Below are 18161 nucleotides of genomic sequence, written 5' to 3' on the forward strand. Positions count from 1 at the left end.
CCGTGCGGTGTCCACTGCTGGGCCTTGTCTGCGGACGCGGAGGCGCGTCGCCGATACGTTTGCGGGACCCACACCTGGAGGAACGTTTGCACACCTGGCCCGGCAATCCGTACCCCCTCGGGGCGACCTACGACGGCAGCGGCACGAACTTCGCCCTGTTCAGCGAGGTCGCGGACCGCGTGGAACTCTGCCTCTTCGACGACGCGGGGAACGAGGAGTGCGTCGACCTGGTCGAGGTGGACGCACACGTCTGGCACGCCTACCTGCCGAACGTGGCGCCCGGGCAGGAGTACGGCTTCCGCGTGCACGCCCCGTACGACCCGGAGAACGGCCTGCGCGGCAACCCGCACAAGCTGCTCCTCGACCCGTACGCCAAGGCGACGAGCGGTGAGATCGACTGGGACCAGGCCCTGTTCTCGTACACGTTCGGCGACCCGGACTCGACCGACGACCAGGACTCGGCCCCGCACATGATGAAGGGCGTGGTGATCAACCCGTTCTTCGACTGGCAGGGCGACCGGTCACCCGGCATCCCCTACGGCGAGACGGTGATCTACGAGGCCCACGTGAAGGGCCTGACCGAGACGCACCCCGACGTCCCAGAGGAGCAGCGCGGCACGTACGCCGGCGTCGCGCACCCGTCGGTCATCGAGCACCTCAAGCGCCTGGGGGTCACGACGCTCGAGCTCATGCCCGTGCACCAGTTCGTCAACGACTCCACGCTGCAGGAGAAGGGGCTGTCGAACTACTGGGGCTACAACACCATCGGGTTCTTCGCCCCGCACTCGCACTACTCGTCCTCCGGCGACCGGGGACAGCAGGTGCAGGAGTTCAAGGCGATGGTCCGCGAGCTGCACCGTGCGGGCATCGAGGTCGTCCTCGACGTGGTCTACAACCACACCGCCGAGGGGAACCACCTCGGGCCGACCCTGTCGTTCCGGGGCATCGACAACGCCGCGTACTACCGCCTGGTCGAGGACGACAAGCGGTACTACAACGACACCACCGGCACGGGCAACTCGCTCAACGTCGGGCACCCGCACTCGCTGCAGCTCATCATGGACTCGCTCCGGTACTGGGTGACCGAGATGCACGTCGACGGCTTCCGCTTCGACCTCGCGGCTGCCCTGGCCCGTGAGTTCTACGAGGTCGACCGGCTCGCCGCGTTCTTCGAACTGGTGCAGCAGGACCCGATCGTGTCGCAGGTCAAGCTCATCGCGGAGCCGTGGGACGTCGGCCCCGGCGGCTACCAGGTCGGCAACTTCCCGCCCCAGTGGTCCGAGTGGAACGGCAAGTACCGCGACACCGTCCGCGACTTCTGGCGCGGCGAGCCGTCGACGCTCGGCGAGTTCGCGTCGCGCATCTCCGGCTCAGCCGACCTCTACGAGCACGACGGCCGCACGCCCAAGGCGAGCATCAACTTCATCACCGCGCACGACGGCTTCACGCTGTACGACCTCGTCGCCTACAACGAGAAGCACAACGAGGCCAACGGCGAGGACGGCAACGACGGCGAGAGTCACAACCGCTCGTGGAACTCCGGCGTCGAGGGGCCGACGGACGACCCCGAGGTGGCGGCGCTCCGCCTGCAGCGTCGGCGGAACTTCCTCGCGACCCTGCTGCTCAGCCAGGGCGTGCCGATGATCGCCCACGGCGACGAGCTCGGGCGGACCCAGCACGGCAACAACAACGTCTACGCGCAGGACTCCGCCATCAGCTGGATCGACTGGGAGCACGCCGACGACGACCTCGTGCAGTTCACGGCCGACGTCGTCAAGCTGCGCCACGACCACCCGACCTTCCGGCGCACCCGCTACTTCAACGGCCGTCCGGTCCGTCGTGGTGAGGGCGAGCCGCTGCCCGACGTGGTGTGGCTGACCCCCTCGGGCGAGGCGATGGACCCGGAGGACTGGGACTCCGGCTTCGGCAAGAGCGTCGGCATGTACCTGAACGGCGACGGCATCCGCGGGCGGGACCGCTGGGGCGAGCGGGTGACCGACGTGGCCTTCCTGACCTACTACAACGCGCACGACGACGTCGTGACGTTCACCCTTCCCCCGGAGGAGTACTCCCCCGGCTGGACCGTGCGCATCGACACGGCCGACCCGGGCGCCCGCGAGACGGTCCTCGACGCGGGGACCCCGCTCGACGTCCCCGCGCGCTCGATGATCGTGCTCCGAGCGGAGCCCGACCACGAGGTCCGGAGCGTGCCGCTCGACGAGTCGGCCGGAGCGCCGCAGTCCACGCCCACGAACCCGGCCGGGGCACCCGCCGCGTCGGCCACGGACCAGACCGTCGCCGGTGCACCCGGTGCCACCACCGCGTCCCCGGACGAGCCAGACCAGCACGACCAGCACGACCAGCACGACGAACCCGACACCACAGGAGCCACCAGGTGACCGCACGCCGCGTCCCCACGTCCACCTACCGTCTGCAGGTCACCGCGGACTTCGACCTCACGACGGCGCAGGGCGTGGTCGACCACATCCGCGACCTCGGCGCGGACTGGGTCTACCTGTCGCCCGTGCTGCAGGCCGAGCCCGGCTCGCAGCACGGCTACGACGTCGTCGACCACACCCACGTCGACACCGAACGGGGCGGGGACGACGCGTTCCGCGCCCTGGCCGAGGCCGCACACGCCGCCGGGCTCGGGGTGCTCGTCGACGTCGTCCCGAACCACGTCGGCGTCGCGACGCCCGAGGCGAACCCCTGGTGGTGGTCGCTGCTCGAGTCCGGGCAGGGCTCCGCCGTGGCGTGGGCCTTCGACGTCGACTGGGAGGCCGGCGACGGCCGCATCCGCGTCCCGGTCCTCGACGACCGGCTGCTCGACGCGGTGGAACTGCGCGACGGCAAGCTGTTCGTGGGCGAGACCGCCTACCCGACCGCACCCGGCACCGTGCAGGACGGCGACGACGTCGAGACGGTGCACGCCCGGCAGCACTACGAGTTCGTGCACTGGAAGCGCGCCGACCACGAGCTGAACTACCGCCGGTTCTTCGCGGTGAACACGCTCGCGGCGATCCGCGTCGAGGAGCCCGAGGTCTTCGCCGCGTCGCACGCCGCGATCGGCGCCTGGTTCCGCGACGGACTCGTCGACGGCCTCCGCATCGACCACCCGGACGGCCTGTACGACCCCGCCGGGTACCTGCAGGACCTGCACGAGCTGACCGGCGGTGCCTACACCCTGGTCGAGAAGATCCTCGAGCCCGGCGAGCAGCTGCCGTCGTCGTGGCCCGTCGACGGCACCACCGGCTACGACGCGCTGGCCCTGGTCGACCGGGTGCTCGTCGACCCGGCGGGTGAGGAGGCCCTGACCGCGGCGTCGGGTGCGGAGCCCGCCGACTGGCAGCAGCTGACGCACGACACCCGACGCGGCATCGCCGACGGCATCCTCGGCAGCGAGGTCGCCCGCCTGGCGCGCCTGCTCGCCCCCGAGGTCCCCGACCTGCCGCAGGACCGGATCGTCGACGCGGTCGCCGAGGTCGTGGCGTCCTTCGAGGTCTACCGCACGTACCTGCCCGAGGGCGTCCACCACCTCATCGACGCGCTCGAGCGAGCCGCCGAGTCGCGTCCGGACCTCGACGACGTGATCGACCGCATCGCGCCGGCCCTGGTCGACCCCGGCCACGCCGCGGCGATCCGACTGCAGCAGACCTCCGGCATGGTGATGGCCAAGGGCGTCGAGGACACCGCCTACTACCGGACCTCGCGCCTGACCACCCTGAGCGAGGTCGGCGCCGACCCGAGCCTGTTCGCGGTGTCGGTCGAGGACTTCCACCAGGCGCAGCGCGACCGTCAGGGCAGCTGGCCGCACACCATGACCACCCTGACCACGCACGACACCAAGCGCAGCGAGGACACCCGCGCCCGCATCAGCGTGCTCGCGGAGCTCGGGTCCGAGTGGACCGCGGCCCTCGCGCGCCTGCAGTCCCTCGCCCCCCTCGACGACGCCGTCTTCGCCGACCTGCTCTGGCAGGCCATCGTCGGCGCCCGTCCCGCCAGCCGTGAGCGGCTCCACGCCTACGCCGAGAAGGCGTCGCGCGAGGCGGGCGACAGCACGACCTGGACGGAGCCGGACGAGGCCTTCGAGGAGCAGATGCACGCGCTCGTCGACGCCGCGTTCGACGACCCCGAGGTCGTCGCCGTCCTCGACGAGCTCGACCGCACGGTCGACGCGGCGGGCTGGTCGAACGGCCTGACGCAGAAGCTCGTGCAGCTCACCATGCCCGGCGTCCCCGACGTCTACCAGGGCACCGAGGCGTGGGACCGCTCGCTCGTCGACCCCGACAACCGTCGTCCGGTCGACCACGCCGAGCTCCGGCACGTGCTCGCCACGCTCGACGGACCCGACGACGACGGCCCCGAGCGGCTGCCGGCGGTCGGGCCGGACGGCGCCGCGAAGCTCCTCGTGGTCAGCCGTGCCCTGCGGCTGCGTCGCGACCACCCGGAGCTCTTCACCCGCTACCTCGGGCTCGACGCCACGGGCGTCGCAGCCGACCACGTCCTCGCGTTCGACCGCGGCGGTGCCGTCACGGTCGCGACCCGGCTGCCCGTCGGCCTGGAGCGTGTGGGCGGGTGGGCCGACACCCTCGTCCACCCCGTCCCGCTCGAGCGCGTCGACCTGCTCACCGGCCGCCGCTTCCCCGCGTCGCGCGGCATCGCCCTCGCCGACCTGCTCGCCGACCTGCCGGTGGCGCTGCTCGTGCCGGCCGAGGTCGCGGACAGCACGACACCGGGCGACGCCGTCGCCGCATCGACTCCCGCGTCCACCGGCGCAGGCACCACCACCGCCTCCGGCGCCGGTCCCGACGGTGCCACCGTCTCCGACCAGCAGGCCGAGATCGAGATCCTGGAGGGTCACGCATGACCGTTCCCGCCCGCTACGCCGTCTGGGCGCCGAACCCGGAGCGCGTGCGCCTGGTCGTCGACGGCACCGAGTACGCCATGACCCACGGCGACGACGACTGGTGGTCGACCGACGAGGTCGCCCCGGTGGTCGGCGCCCGGTACGGCTTCCGCATCGACGACGACGAGGACGTCCGACCGGACCCCCGCAGCCGGTACCAGCCCGACGGCGTGCACGGCCCGTCCGAGGTGGTCGACCCCGAGCGCTTCGCCTGGACCGACGATGCCTGGACCGGTCGGCCCGTCCGTGGTGGCGTGATCTACGAGATGCACATCGGTACCTACACGCCCGAGGGCACGCTCGACGCAGCCGCCGCGAAGCTCGACCACCTGGTCGAGCTCGGGGTGGAGTTCGTCGAGCTGCTCCCGGTCAACGCCGTCAACGGCGAGTGGAACTGGGGCTACGACGGGGTGGGCTGGTTCGCCGTGCACCACCCGTACGGCGGCCCGGACGCCTACGACCGGTTCGTCGACACCGCGCACGCGCTCGGCCTCGGCGTCATCCAGGACGTCGTGTACAACCACCTCGGGCCCGCCGGCAACTACCTGCCCCTCTACGGGCCGTACCTGCTGCAGGGGCTCGGCAACACCTGGGGCGACTCGGTCAACGTCGAGCTGCCCGAGGTCCGCCGGTACGTCCTCGACAACGTCCGGATGTGGTTCCGCGACCACCACGTCGACGGCCTGCGGCTCGACGCCGTGCACGCCATCCGCGACACCACCCGGCCGCACGTGCTGCAGGACATGGCGTCGGAGACCGAGGCGTACTCGGAGTTCGTCGGCCGTCCGCTGTCCCTGATCGCGGAGTCGGACCTCAACGACCCGGTGATGTTCCGTCCGCAGGAGGCCGCGGGCTACGGCCTGACCGGCCAGTGGTCCGACGACTTCCACCACGCCGTGCACGTGGCGCTGACCGGCGAGACGAACGGCTACTACGCCGACTTCGCCCCGCTGTCGGCCCTCGCGAAGGTCCTCGAGCACGGGTTCTTCCACGACGGCACCTGGTCGTCGTTCCGCGGGAAGCGGCACGGACGGCCGATCGACCGCGGGACCTCACCGGTGACGGCGCTCGTCGTGGCGAACCAGAACCACGACCAGATCGGCAACCGCGCAGCCGGCGACCGGCTCGCCGCAACGCTCGACGACGAGTCGCTCGTCATCGCGGCCGCCCTGACGCTGCTCGGCCCCTTCACGCCGATGCTCTTCATGGGCGAGGAGTTCGCGGCGTCGACGCCGTGGCAGTTCTTCACCTCGCACCCGGAGAAGGCGCTCGGCGAGGCCACCGCGAAGGGCCGCATCGCCGAGTTCGCCGAGCACGGGTGGGACGAGTCCGCCGTGCCGGACCCGCAGGACCCGACCACGTTCACGAACTCGAAGCTCGACTGGGCGGACGTGACCTCGGAGCGGGGTACGACGATCCTCCGGGCCTACCGGGTCCTCGTCGCCCTCCGTCGGACCGAGCAGGCGTTCGTCGACCACCGCTACGAGGCGAACGCCGTGCGCTTCGACGAGGACGAGCGCTGGCTCGTGCTCACCCGTGGTCTGCTCGGACCGGACGGGGCGCCCGTGCACGTCGTGGTGAACCTCGCCGACGACGCCGCCGAGGTGCCGGTCCCGGACTCGACGGGCGAGGAGCTCTATCGCTTCGGCGAGGCGACGGTCGAGGCCGGCGTGGTGCGGTTCGCGTCCCGCGGCGTGGTCGTCGTGCGCTGACGCCGGACGCCACAGCGACAGCGCGAGACCCCCGTGGACACGTCCACGGGGGTCTCGGCGTCCTGAGGGGGTCGGCGTCAGGCGGTCCGGTCGGCGACCGCGTGCGCGTTCGTCCGCACCGAGGGCAGCCGGCGGTGGTCCTTCACGACCGACCGCAGCTCGCGCAGTCGACGGTCGATCCCCCACTTCGTCACGAGCGTCAGGCTCTCGCGCACGATGTTGCCGCTCATCTTCGAGACGCCGAACTCGCGCTCCGTGAACGTGATCGGGGTCTCGACGACGCGCAGACCCGCCTCGAGGGCGCGCCAGCACAGGTCGACCTGGAAGCAGTAGCCCTTCGACGCGACACCGGCGAGGTCGATGCGCTCGAAGGCCCGCGACGTGAAGACGCGGAACCCACCGGTCGCGTCGCGCACCGCGATGCCGAGCGCCAGGCGGGTGTAGAGGTTGCCACCGCGGGAGAGCAGCTCGCGGAACCACGGCCAGTTCTCGACCTCGCCGCCCGGGATCCACCGCGAGCCGAGCACGAGGTCGTTCGAGTCGGCGAGCTCGAGCATCCACGGCAGGTACTCCGGGTGGTGCGAGCCGTCGGCGTCCATCTCGACGAGCTTGTCGTACCCGTGCTCGAGGCCCCACGCGAAGCCGGAGAGGTACGCCCCGCCGAGCCCGTCCTTGACGGTGCGGTGCAGGACGTGGACGCGGTCGGTGCTGGCCGCGATCTCGTCCGCGATGTCGCCGGTGCCGTCCGGCGAGTTGTCGTCGACGACGAGCACGTGCACGCTGTCGTCGGTGGCGGCCAGGGTGCGGGCGACGATCGGGCGGACGTTCTCCGCCTCGTCGTAGGTCGGGATGATGACCAGGGACGTGCTCATGGTGCTCCTTGCGGGTCGGGTCAAGTGTGCCAGCGGACCGGTGCTCAGCCGGCCGTGAGGTCTGCGAACACGATCAGGTTGTCCGTGTAGTGCCCGGTCGCGGTGTCGAACGTGCCGTCGCACGTGATGAGGCGGAGTTGCGGGGTGGGGGCACTGCCGTAGACGTCGCTCGTGGGGAACGCCGACTTGGCGGCGCGCTCGGAACGCTCGACGGTGAAGGTGCGGGTGGTGCCGTCGGACATGCCGACGTGGATCTGGTCGCCGGCGACGAGCTCGTCGAGACGGAAGAACACCGCGGCGCTCGTCGGGCTGTCGACGTGACCGGCGATGACGGCGGGACCGACCTGCCCGGGCACGATGCCGTCGGCGAACCAGCCCGCGCTGTCCCAGTCCTTCGGCGGGTCGAGTTCGCCGGCGGCACCGCGACCGAGGTCCTCCAGTCCGGACGACACCCCGATCGCCGGGATCTCGACACGCACCGGCGTCGCGGTCGACCGCGCTGCCGGGGCGGCCGGGTCCTGGAAGCCGGAGGTGTCGTCCGTCCCGGACCCGTTCGCGGCCGCGCCCGGGTCGGTGGACGCCGAGGCGCTGCTGCGGGCGACCGGGGCCTCCGCGGGGCCGGTGCCGGTGGTCGCCACGGCCACGCCGGCGATCCCGCCGCCGACGAGCACCGCGGCGACGACCCCGGCCAGCACCACGCCGCGGCGTCCGAGCCGGCGGGTTCCGGGTCGGCGGGTGCCGCGCGGCGACGGGGTCGCCGCACGACGCCCGCTCACGAGGCGCCTCCCGCGTCCGTCGCGCATCCGCCGAGGACGTCCGAGGTCAGCATCGTCGCGCCGAGCGCCGCCCAGGCGTCGCCGTAGTACGTCGGCGTGGTCGCCGCGGTGCGGTCCATCCGTCGGAGGTCCGCCGTCGCGGCCGACGTCGACCCGGCCGCGTGCTCCGCCGCCGCCCGGGCCGCGTAGGCCAGGCCGCTCGTGTCACCGGTGACGGCGGTGCCGCCGAGGTCGAGCTGTGCCGCGAGCTGCGTGGTCCGCCGGAGCGTCGGTGCGATCGACCCGGCGAGGGCACGGTCGTCCGCCGAGCACGCCTCGGCGTACCGCAGCGGCAGCCGCATGGCCTCCCAGCCGTAGACGACGCTCCCCTGGTCGCCGGTCGCGGGCATTGCGTCCACGGTGCCGTCGGCGTGCACCTGCGACCAGTCGCTCGGCAGGTCGCTGCCCTTCAGGACCGCTGCGGTCGCGGCGGTGGAACCCTCCTCGAGCGCCGTCCAGCGACGGTCCCCGGTCGCGCGCTCGAGGATGCGGAAGGCCGCCGGCGACGCGTACGAGGCGTTGTACCGGTACGGCTCGGTGTCGGCCCAGGGGCCGGGCAGCAGGATCGTGCCGAGGTCGGTCTGCGCGGTCTCGTGGTCGAGGATCGCGGCCGCCATCGTCGTGCCGGCGGTGGTCAGGCGCTCGTCCCCCCAGTGCTCCCCCGCGAGCACGAGGGCACGCGCGGCGTCGAGGTCGGCGTCGCTCGCGGACTGCTCGTCGGCGACGCCGTCGTCCGGCGTCCAGCGCCACGCGAGCAGCCCGTCGTCCGTGAGGAGGTGCCGCTGCGTCCACGACCAGATCCGGTCGAAGGTCTCGCGGTCGTCGTTCGCGTAGGCGATGAGCAGGCCGTACGCCTGCCCCTCGCTGACGGTGTCACCGCCCTGGTCCGTGCGGACGACGCGGCCGCCCTGCACGTAGTCGTCGAGGAAGTCCGTGCGGAGCTGCGCCGCGCTGCGGTCGACGTCGGGCGCGGGCGACGAGGTGGCGCTCGACGTCCCGCCGGCCTGCGGGGCGGCGTCGGTCCACGGACGCACGGCGACGAGTGCGACACCGACCGCGACGACGAGCGCCGCCGCGGCGGTGATGGGGATCCAGGTCCTGCGGGTCATACCGGCTGCACCTTCCTGGGTGGTCGGGGAGGTCGGACGGGAGGCGCGGAGCACGTGCGCGGATCGGCGGCGGTGAACCGCGCCTCCCGGACGGCCGCTGCTGGTCGCGTGACCGGCAGCGGCCCGCCCGTCAGTGGAACAGCGAGCGGAACGCCTTGACGACCGCGTGCGTGAACTCGGTGAAGGGGCGGTCGGCGGCTGCGCCGCCACCGCCGGTCTGGACGCCACCGGCCGGGGTGGCCGCGGTGGCGGCCGCGTCGGTGACGGGCACGACCGTCAGGTCGCCCTTGCTGTCGTCGAGGACGAACAGCGTCGAGACGGTGTTGCCCGCGAGGTCGACGTCGGCCGTGCCGCGCTGGCCGCTGCCCGAGACGTCGAGCTGCCACTTGCCGGCGTCGACGGTGGCGTACTTCGTCGCGGTGCCGAAGGCGGCGTCCTCGGCGATGGCGGTGCCCTCGGAGGTGCTCACGTCGACCTCCTTCGCGGTGGTCGCCGCCTGCACGAGGCGGAGCTTGGCCTTGCCGTCGCCGGGCTGCTGCAGGTCGTCGGTGAACGCCGTGGTCTTGAGGTCGTCGTTCTTGCCGTAGGCGACGACCGTGTTCGCGTCGCCCTGCTGGACCGTCACGTCGGTCGAGATGACCGGAGTGGAGTCGGGGGCGTCGGCGGCGCGCATCGACAGGACGTAGGTGCCGACCGGGAGCTCCTGGTACGGGCTGACCTGGCCGTAGGTGACGTCGTCGAGCTCGAAGACCTTCTTGCCGCCGGACAGGCTGGTCAGCTCGACGTCGACGCCCTTCGTGTCCGGGGAGAGGTGGCCGACGCGGAGCCAGCCCTCGTCACCCGCGGTGGCTGCCGTGGCGGTCTGCGGGGTGGCGAGGCCGACGGTCGCGGCGACGAGCGCTGCGGCGATCCCGCCGACGACGACCGGGCGGCGGACGGTGCGGCGGGCGGCGGTGCCCGTCGTGCTGCGTGCGGAGGTGCGTGCGTTCATCGTGGTGCTCCTTCGGGTCGGGTGCTGCTGGCTGGTGCTGGTCGTGGTGGGGCTGGTCGTGGTGGGGCTGCCGGCGCTGCCGGCGTCGGTCCTGGTCGTACTGGGGCTGCCGGTCGGGCCCACCCGTCGAGCGGGCGGAACCGGTGCGGGATCGCGCCCCGCGCCTCCCGTTCCGCCCGCTCGTGACGGTGGAGCCGGGGACGGACCCGGATCGGCCCGGTGAACGGGCGGAACCGGTGCGGGGTCGCGCCCCGCGCCTTCCGGTTCCGCCCGCTCGCGGCGGGCGGGTCGGGTCAGGACGCGCTCGTCGGTGTCGTCGTGGGGTCGGTCGGCGCGTACGTCACGACGACGCGCTCCCCGTCCCGCTCGACGTCGGCCGGGCGGAGTCCGCCGCTCATGGCCCGGAACGTGGCCGCCGCCCGCTCGGCTTCCGCCCGGTCGCCGGCCTGGAGCACCAGGCGACGGAAGGGCTGACCGGTCTCGCCGGTGAGCGGCGTGAAGCGGGACACCTCGACGGACTGGTCGGCGAGCACCTGCCCGAGGGCGAGCACCGCCCGCGAGTCGACCTGGCCGGCGCGGAACTGCGACTTCGTGCCGGCGTCCGCGTCGAGGGCCGGGTTGGCAGCGAGCTCGGTGCCGATCGTCTTCCGCCCGTTCGTCGCGGTGGTGATCGCCTCGTTCGCGGCGGCCTCCCCCTCGGCGTGGATGCGGCGGACGTCGACCTGCTGGTCGCCGGTGCCGAAGGTCGCGACGCTCGTCGAGTTCTGGATGGCCAGCGACACGTCCCGCGAGGAGTTCCCGCCGGTGCGCATCGAGTCCGTCGTGATGACGTAGTCCGAGTCCTTCCACCCGTTCGGCGACTGGCGCTGGACGGCGGCGTCGGTGTCCAGCTTGTAGTACCAGATCACGTTGTTCCGGTTGTACCCGTCACGGACCAGGTCGACCCACATGGCGTCGTCCACGAGGAGCCGCGAGGACTTCGGGACGTTGTCGCCGACCCACGTCTCCGCCTGCTGCATCGGCAGGTCGAGGTTGCCGAGGAGGAACCCGCGCAGCTGCGTGCCCCAGAGCGGCACCGCCACGACGACGGCCGCTGCGGTGACGACGGCCCACGTGGCCCCGAGGCCGCGTCGAGCGGCACCGCGGACGCGGGTCCGGGCGTTCGAGCGCGTCCGGCCGACGAGCGCGAGGACCGCACGCTCGGCGGTGTACGCGACGAGCAGTGCCGCGAACGGCACGAGCATGATCACGTACGGCACCGGGAGGTACCCGTTCGGGCGGAACATCATCGCGAGCAGGAACACGAGCATCGCGGCGATCGGGCGGACCCGGCGCAGGAAGAGCCCGACGACCGCGGCGACCGACCCGAGGACGATGAACACCGGGTCGAGCGCCCACCACTGCGCGGCGGCCTGGTTCGCGAGGCTCCCGCCGTCGAAGATCGACCCCGACGCGGTGCGGGAACCGAGCTGGTACGTGATGCCCTCGAGCAGGCTGACCCGGCCGGCGCCCGGCAGGAGCTCGCCCTTGACCGCGGCTAGCAGCAGGTAGCCACCGCCGATGACGGTGAGGACGGCACCGGCGACGCTCAGTGTGTAGCGACGGGTGCTCTTGTCGGCCCGACGCACCGCGATCCAGATCAGGAACGGCAGCGCGAGCAGGTAGGTCTCCTTCGAGAGCACCGCGATGCCGAGGCACGCGGCCGCACCGGCGAACCCGGCGAGCTGCTGGCGCCGGCTCAGGACGAGGACGAAGGCGGCGAGGAGCCACGGCGTCGCGACGTTGTCGATGTAGACCGTGCGGTGGTACTGCAGGGCCAGCGGCGAGAGGGCGAACACGAGACCAGCGGCCGCCGCGGTCGCACGGCCCGCGCCCAGTCGACGGGCGAGTACGAACAGCAGGATGCTCGACACCGCGGCGAAGAAGACCATCGCCTCGCGTGCGGCCTCGACGGCGAACGGGTAGCGGGCGAACGCCCCCGTCACCGAGGTGTAGGCCGCGATCTGGATCCACCCGAGCGGCGGGTGGTCGTACCAGTACGTGTAGTGGGTGATCTCGCCGAGGTTCGTGATCGCCCACGCCTGGGCGGTGTACGTGCCCTCGTCGTCGATGCGCTGCGGCGTACCGGACATGTTCCAGAGCTGCACCATCACCGTGACGGCGAGCACGGGGAGCAGCCAGCCGAGGCTCGCTGCGTGGACGCGGAACCAGCCGCGGACGCCGGAGAACGACTCCGCGCCACGGACCGGGATCCCGGTGGTGTGGGTGATGCTGGCGGTCATCGGGCACCTCCTGCGGACGAACCGGCGAGCTCACGCTGCTGCGTGTCGGTGTCGGTGGTGACGGCGTTCGCGAAGCCGACGACCTCGGGCGTCGCGGAGGCCGTGCGGTGCTGCCCGGTGTGCTCGGTCTTCTCCCAGCCGTTCTGCCCCTTGACGTGGCGGACGACGGCACGGACGGCCGCTGCGGCGAGGAACACCTGGTACGGCACCAGGCCGAGGACGAGCTTCACGTAGTCGCGGATGCGGACCTTCTCCTTGTAGATGCGGCCGAACTCGTTGAGCCCGACGACCTCGACGGCGAGGAGCATGAGCGTCGGCGCCACCGGGATGAACGAGATGAGGGCGACCGGGGTCGGCACCTTGACGAACAGGATCATCAGGACGCTGAGCGGGATCAGCAGACCGGTCGCGGCCTGGATGAAGGGCATCGTCAGCATGTAGCGGGCGAAGAAGCGCTGGCGGAACGAGGGCAGCTTCTTCCACTCCCCCTTGCCGAGCACCTGCAGGAAGCCCTGGTTCCAGCGGGTCCGCTGCTTGAGCAGGGACGCGAACGTGGGCGGGGTCTCCTCACGGGTGACCGCCTCGGGGCTGTACGCCACGACGACCTTCGCGCCGTCGGCGGAGAGCCGGACACCGAGCTCGCAGTCCTCGGCGAGGCAGTGCGCGTCCCAGCCGTCCGACCACTCGAGCCGCTCCTTCGTCACGAAGACGGTGTTGCCGCCCAGCGGGATGAACTTCGACCCGGCGTGGAAGTGCAGGCGCGAACGGAACCAGAAGTAGTACTCGAGCACGTTGCGCAGCGACCACCAGCTCGACTTGAAGTTCATGAGCTGCACGCCGCCCTGCACGACGTCGGCGTCGGTCTCTTGGAAGCGGGAGTCGACGAGCGACAGCAGCTTCGGGTAGACCTCGTCCTCGGCGTCGAACACGCCCACGATGTCGCCCGTCGCGTACTGCAGCGCGAGGTTCATCGCCTTCGGCTTGTTCTTCGGCGCGGTGTCGTCCACCACGACCTTGATCAGCTCGGGGTGACGGGCCGCGGCGGCGCGCACGACGGCGTCGGTCTCCGGGTCGTCCTCACCGACGATCGCGATGATCTCGTAGTCCGGGTGGTCCTGGCGCGCGAGCATGTCGAGCGTCTCGCCCATCACGTCCTGCTCGTGCCGACCGGGCACGAGGAGCGTGAAGCGGTGGGCGGCCGGACGCGGCGTCTGGCTGAAGCTCGTCGACTTGAGGGCGTCGCGCGAGCGCCAGGCGTGCAGCATCCACCACAGCGTCGTCAGTGCGATCACGGTGAGCAGCACGGAGATGGCGCTGAGCGCGGAGTAGCCGATCCACTCGCCCAGCGACCAGGCGACGTGCGGTGCCTGCCCCGAGCCTCCCGTCGGGACGTCCGTGGTGCCCCGGTTCGGGACGTTCCCGGACGGGCCCGTCCCCTCGTTCGGCTGCAGCAGCGGCCCGGCGGCCGTCAGCAGCGTGGCGGAGATGGTCATGCGGCGTGCTCCTTCGCGTGAGCGTCGGTGGAACGGAAGACGAGGGCCTTGTACGCGGCGAACCGGAAGACGGTGCCGAGGACGAGACCCACCCCGTTGCCGGCGACGTTGTCGGCGAGGGTGGAGGTGAAACCGAGGACGTAGTGCGAGACGAACAGGCAGGCCGCGGCGATGCCGAGGCCGATGACGTTCGTGGCCGCGAAGAGGAGCCCCTCGCGGAGGGTCTCGCGCCGACCGGTCTGCCGCTGGGAGCGGAACGTGATGGACCGGTTGGCGAGCCAGGCGATCGCGGTCGCGACGACGGCGGAGACGATCTTGGCGGCGATCGGACCGTCGGGCAGGACGGTCGCGCGCAGCAGGTTGTAGACGCCGAGGTCGATGAGGAAGCAGACGGCACCGATGGTGCCGAAGGAGGCGAGTTGCTTCGCCGTGGCGAGGAGCCGCGGGACGAGGGCCGGCCGCACGGCGGGTGCCGTGAGGGTGCCGGTCGCCGCTGGGTGGGCGGACGACGCGACGGGGGTCGGCACCGAGCCTGTGCCGGGGGGCACCAGAACGGGGGTGTCGGTTCGGGTCATGCCCCCTCTTCGGGGGCACGTGGGGAGACGGTTTGGTCGGGGTACAGGGTCTGCCAGGAGGCTGCCAGGCCCGCGACACGTGCCGTTCACCTGTGAACGACCCGTCAGGGTTTCGGCTGGTCAGCGGCGGACTGGACCGTCCGTCCGGACGGTCGGCTTGGGTTCGAGTTCGGACGGACCGACGACGGACGGCAGGCGCGGTGCCAGCTGGCACCGCGCCTCCCGTCCGCCTGGGGGTCGCGTGCTACGCGGGACGCCGCTCCGGGCTCGCCGTCTTGCTGGCGTCGCGCTCGGGGATGTCCCCCAGCGCGTCGTCGATCGCGGCGAGCGCGTCGGCGTCGAGCGTCACGCCCGCGGCCTTGACGTTGTCCGTGACCTGCTCGGGACGCGAGGCGCCGACGATCGCGGAGGCCACGTTCGGGTTCTGCAGCGTCCACGCGATCGCGAGCTGTGCGAGCGTCAGGCCGGCCTGGTCGGCGACGGGCTGCAGGCGCTGGACGGCCTCGAGGACCTCGTCGCGCATGAACCGCTTGATCATGTCCGCGCCGCCCTTCTCGTCCGTGGCGCGCGAACCCTCGGGTGCCGGCTGGCCCGGCTTGTACTTGCCGGTGAGGACACCCTGCGCGATCGGCGACCAGACGATCTGGCTGAGGCCGAGCTGCTTCGAGGCGGGGACGACCTCGCCCTCGATGACGCGCCACAGCATCGAGTACTGCGGCTGGTTCGAGATGAGCTGGAAGCCGAGCTCCTTCGCGAGGGCGGCACCCGCGCGGATCTGCTCGGCGTTCCACTCGCTGACGCCGATGTACAGGGCCTTGCCCTGCCGGACGACGTCGGCGAAGGCCTGCATCGTCTCCTCGAGGGGCGTCTCGTGGTCGTAGCGGTGCGCCTGGTAGAGGTCGACGTAGTCGGTCTGCAGCCGCTCGAGCGACCCGTCGATCGACTCCATGATGTGCTTCCGGCTGAGGCCGACGTCGTTGTGGCCCTTCGGCCCGGTCGGCCAGTAGACCTTCGTGAAGATCTCGAGCGACTGGCGGCGCTCGGCCTTGAGCGCCTCGCCGAGGACGGTCTCGGCCGCGGTGTTGGCGTACGTGTCGGCGGTGTCGAACGTGGTGATGCCGGCCTCGAGCGCTGCCCGCACGCACTGGGTGGCGACGTCGTTCTCGACCTGCGAGCCGTGCGTCAGCCAGTTGCCGTAGGTGATCTCGGAGATCTTGAGTCCGGAGTTGCCCAGGTACCTGAATTCCATGGGTCCGACGCTAGTCCTGCGCGGGGCGGGGTGAGGGGGCGTGGGAGTACCTGGGTGGGGTGCGGGGTGGGGGGTGGGTCTGAGATGCGGGATGGGTTCCGAGGGGGCGTGGTGGGCGCGCAGGCACCCCTGTCCGGGCGGCGAGCGGGCGGATCGCGTGCGCCGCGCCTTCCGGCCCCGTCTCGTTCCGCCCGCCCGCTCGCGGAGCACGACCGCGGGCGGGCCCGGAGCCCGCTCTCCAGACGCGCGAGCGGGCTGGACCGGCGCCTCCCGTCCGCCGAGCCGAGCACGTTCCGCCCGCTCGGCAAGCCCCCCCCCTCGCACCATCCCCACCCGCACCCCGCCTCCAGCCGTTCCACGGCGCTCCGACCGGCCGACCGGTTCCTGCACACAGCGCCCCGACCGATCGCCCTCCACAGCAGCGGCCGACACCCACCACCGACGATCCCGGTTCCGGCACCGTGTCTCCATGGACTTCGCAGCAGGCTTCCCCGCCCCGCTCCGCGGACGCCCCTTCCGCGTCCGTGAGGCACTCCAGCGCGGCGTCTCCGCCGCTCGCCTCCGTTCGCGGCGCTTGATCCGCCCCTTCCACGGCACCCGGTGCTGGACCCCTCCGGTCGGCCACGTGGAGCGTGCTCTGGCCGTCGCACCCCGCCTCCGACCGGACCAGGCGTTCAGTCACACGACGGCAGCCCACCTGCTCGGGATCCCGCTGCCACGACGCCTCGAACGCGACCGGCGCATCCACGTCACGACGATCGGCACGGACCAGGCCATCCGCGTCCGCGGGACGGTCGGGCACCGGAGCCAGCGCGGCCGGGCGTCGGTCGTGCTCTCCGGCACGACGCGCATCGTCGATCCCGCGAACACCTTCGTCATGCTCGCGCGGGTGCTCTCGGTCGACGAACTCATCGTGGCCGGTGACGCACTCGTCGGCTGGCTCAACTGGTGCACGCCGGACGAGCTGACCGCCGCGGTCCGTCGGCACCGCGGCGCTCGGGGCATCCGGCGGGCACGGGCTGCCCTCTCGGAGATCCGCCCGGGATCGAGGAGTCCCGGCGAGACGCGGCTGCGCCTGTCGCTCGTCCGTCGCGGACTCCCGCAACCGGCGCTGAACCACGACGTCGTCGTCGACGGGCGCTGGGTCGCGTGCGTGGACCTCGCCTACCCCTCCGCCCGCGTCGCCATCGAGTACGAGAGCGATCTCCACCGCACGGACCCACGCACGTTCCGGAAGGACCTGACCCGTGGCGAGGACCTCAAGGACGCCGACTGGTGGCTCGTCCGCGCGACGTCCGACGACGTCCGTCACGCAGCCGACCGGTTCGCCGAACGCGTCCTTCGACTCCTGACGTCGGGAAGGGACGGGAGGCACGACACCCGCCACAGACGGCCCCTCCAGACGATCTGGTGAACTTTGGTTGACGCTTCAACCAAACAGGTGCAGAATGGGGTACGATCTGATCGATGCAGGCGCATGTAATTGCCGCCTGCTCGGGAACCGCAGACCACCGCCTCGTAAGGAGTCACCATGACGCTCAACGCCTCCGCCATCCCCGGCTACCAGACCGGCACCTGGAAGATCGACCCGACCCACTCCGAGGTCACCTTCTCGGTCCGCCACCTCGCCATCAGCAAGGTCAAGGGCTCCTTCGAGCGCTTCGACGCGACCCTCGTCACGGCCGAGAACCCCCTCGACACCTCCCTCGAGGCCTCGATCGACGTCGCGAGCATCAACACGAACCAGGCGCAGCGCGACCAGCACCTCGCCACCGGTGACTTCTTCCTCACCGAGGAGCACCCGCAGATGACCTTCAAGTCGACCGGCATCCGCGAGGACGGCGACGACATGCTCATCGACGGCGAGCTCTCGCTCCGTGGCGTCACCAAGAACGTCACCCTGAAGACCGAGTTCGGCGGCGTCACCACCGACGGCTACGGCCAGGTCAAGCTCGGCGCCGAGGCGACGACGAAGATCGACCGCACCGAGTTCGGCGTGAACTGGAACGCGGCGCTCGAGGCCGGTGGCTTCACGCTCGGCAACGACGTGACCATCAACCTCGACGTGCAGTTCGTCCTCCAGGCGGCCTGAACCACCGAGTAGCTCGAACCCCGGTCGAGCGGCGCTCCAGCGCTGCATCGACTGCAGGACACCGA

Annotated in this window: 13 protein-coding genes; 5 read left to right on the forward strand and 8 right to left on the reverse strand. The window is 71.8% G+C overall.

From position 1 onward, the window contains the following. The first annotated feature begins 86 nt into the window (after nt 1-86). The 3 genes from glgX to treZ are packed head-to-tail and all read left to right on the forward strand — an operon-like array spanning nt 87 to nt 6618. A complete protein-coding gene (gene glgX, locus AB0N84_RS01125; RefSeq protein WP_363543191.1) occupies nt 87-2399 on the forward strand; it encodes a glycogen debranching protein GlgX in 2313 nt (770 codons plus the stop codon). Next, nucleotides 2396-4867, forward strand: a complete 2472-nt coding sequence (treY, locus tag AB0N84_RS01130; RefSeq protein ID WP_363543193.1) for a malto-oligosyltrehalose synthase — start codon at nt 2396-2398, stop codon at nt 4865-4867. The genes glgX and treY overlap by 4 nt, the downstream gene beginning before the upstream one ends. After that, on the forward strand, nt 4864-6618 hold the full coding sequence (gene treZ, locus AB0N84_RS01135; protein ID WP_363543195.1) for a malto-oligosyltrehalose trehalohydrolase: 1755 nt from the start codon (nt 4864-4866) through the stop codon (nt 6616-6618). Before treY ends, treZ begins: the two co-directional genes overlap by 4 nt. A 77-nt stretch (nt 6619-6695) precedes the next feature. On the opposite strand, the gene AB0N84_RS01140 is transcribed toward treZ, so the two are convergent. From AB0N84_RS01140 to AB0N84_RS01175, 8 genes are all read right to left on the reverse strand, one after another. Further along, nucleotides 6696-7490, reverse strand: a complete 795-nt coding sequence (locus AB0N84_RS01140) for a polyprenol monophosphomannose synthase (protein WP_182045694.1) — start codon at nt 7488-7490, stop codon at nt 6696-6698. A 44-nt stretch (nt 7491-7534) separates the two neighbouring features. Continuing rightward, nucleotides 7535-8266 carry a class F sortase gene (locus tag AB0N84_RS01145; RefSeq protein WP_289457692.1) on the reverse strand — a complete coding sequence of 244 codons (732 nt, stop codon included), beginning with the start codon at nt 8264-8266 and terminating at the stop codon, nt 7535-7537. Further along, nucleotides 8263-9414 carry a glycosyl hydrolase family 8 gene (locus AB0N84_RS01150; RefSeq protein WP_363543198.1) on the reverse strand — a complete coding sequence of 384 codons (1152 nt, stop codon included), beginning with the start codon at nt 9412-9414 and terminating at the stop codon, nt 8263-8265. The genes AB0N84_RS01145 and AB0N84_RS01150 overlap by 4 nt, the downstream gene beginning before the upstream one ends. A gap of 130 nt (nt 9415-9544) precedes the next feature. Further along, nucleotides 9545-10405 carry a DUF4397 domain-containing protein gene (locus AB0N84_RS01155; protein ID WP_069711579.1) on the reverse strand — a complete coding sequence of 287 codons (861 nt, stop codon included), beginning with the start codon at nt 10403-10405 and terminating at the stop codon, nt 9545-9547. A 293-nt stretch (nt 10406-10698) separates the two neighbouring features. Continuing rightward, a complete protein-coding gene (locus AB0N84_RS01160) occupies nt 10699-12687 on the reverse strand; it encodes a glycosyltransferase family 39 protein (protein WP_363543200.1) in 1989 nt (662 codons plus the stop codon). Then, entirely contained in the window at nt 12684-14180 is a 1497-nt protein-coding gene (locus AB0N84_RS01165) for a glycosyltransferase family 2 protein (RefSeq protein ID WP_363543202.1), read from the reverse strand. Before AB0N84_RS01165 ends, AB0N84_RS01160 begins: the two co-directional genes overlap by 4 nt. Further along, nucleotides 14177-14755, reverse strand: coding sequence for a GtrA family protein (locus tag AB0N84_RS01170; protein ID WP_083263721.1), 579 nt, complete (start codon nt 14753-14755; stop codon nt 14177-14179). The genes AB0N84_RS01165 and AB0N84_RS01170 overlap by 4 nt, the downstream gene beginning before the upstream one ends. Before the next feature lie 244 nt (nt 14756-14999). Beyond that, nucleotides 15000-16004, reverse strand: a complete 1005-nt coding sequence (locus tag AB0N84_RS01175) for an aldo/keto reductase family protein (protein ID WP_363543205.1) — start codon at nt 16002-16004, stop codon at nt 15000-15002. A 469-nt stretch (nt 16005-16473) separates the two neighbouring features. Between AB0N84_RS01175 and AB0N84_RS01180 the strand changes: the two genes are divergently transcribed. Next, the gene (locus AB0N84_RS01180) at nt 16474-17418 is read left to right on the forward strand and encodes a hypothetical protein (RefSeq protein WP_363543208.1); all 945 of its coding nucleotides are present in this window, start codon (nt 16474-16476) and stop codon (nt 17416-17418) included. A 117-nt stretch (nt 17419-17535) separates the two neighbouring features. Next, nucleotides 17536-18096, forward strand: coding sequence for a YceI family protein (locus tag AB0N84_RS01185; RefSeq protein ID WP_069711585.1), 561 nt, complete (start codon nt 17536-17538; stop codon nt 18094-18096). The last annotated feature ends 65 nt before the right edge of the window (nt 18097-18161 follow it).

The sequence above is a fragment of the Curtobacterium sp. NPDC089185 genome, from assembly GCF_040685235.1.
GTDB classification, from domain to species: domain Bacteria; phylum Actinomycetota; class Actinomycetes; order Actinomycetales; family Microbacteriaceae; genus Curtobacterium; species Curtobacterium citri.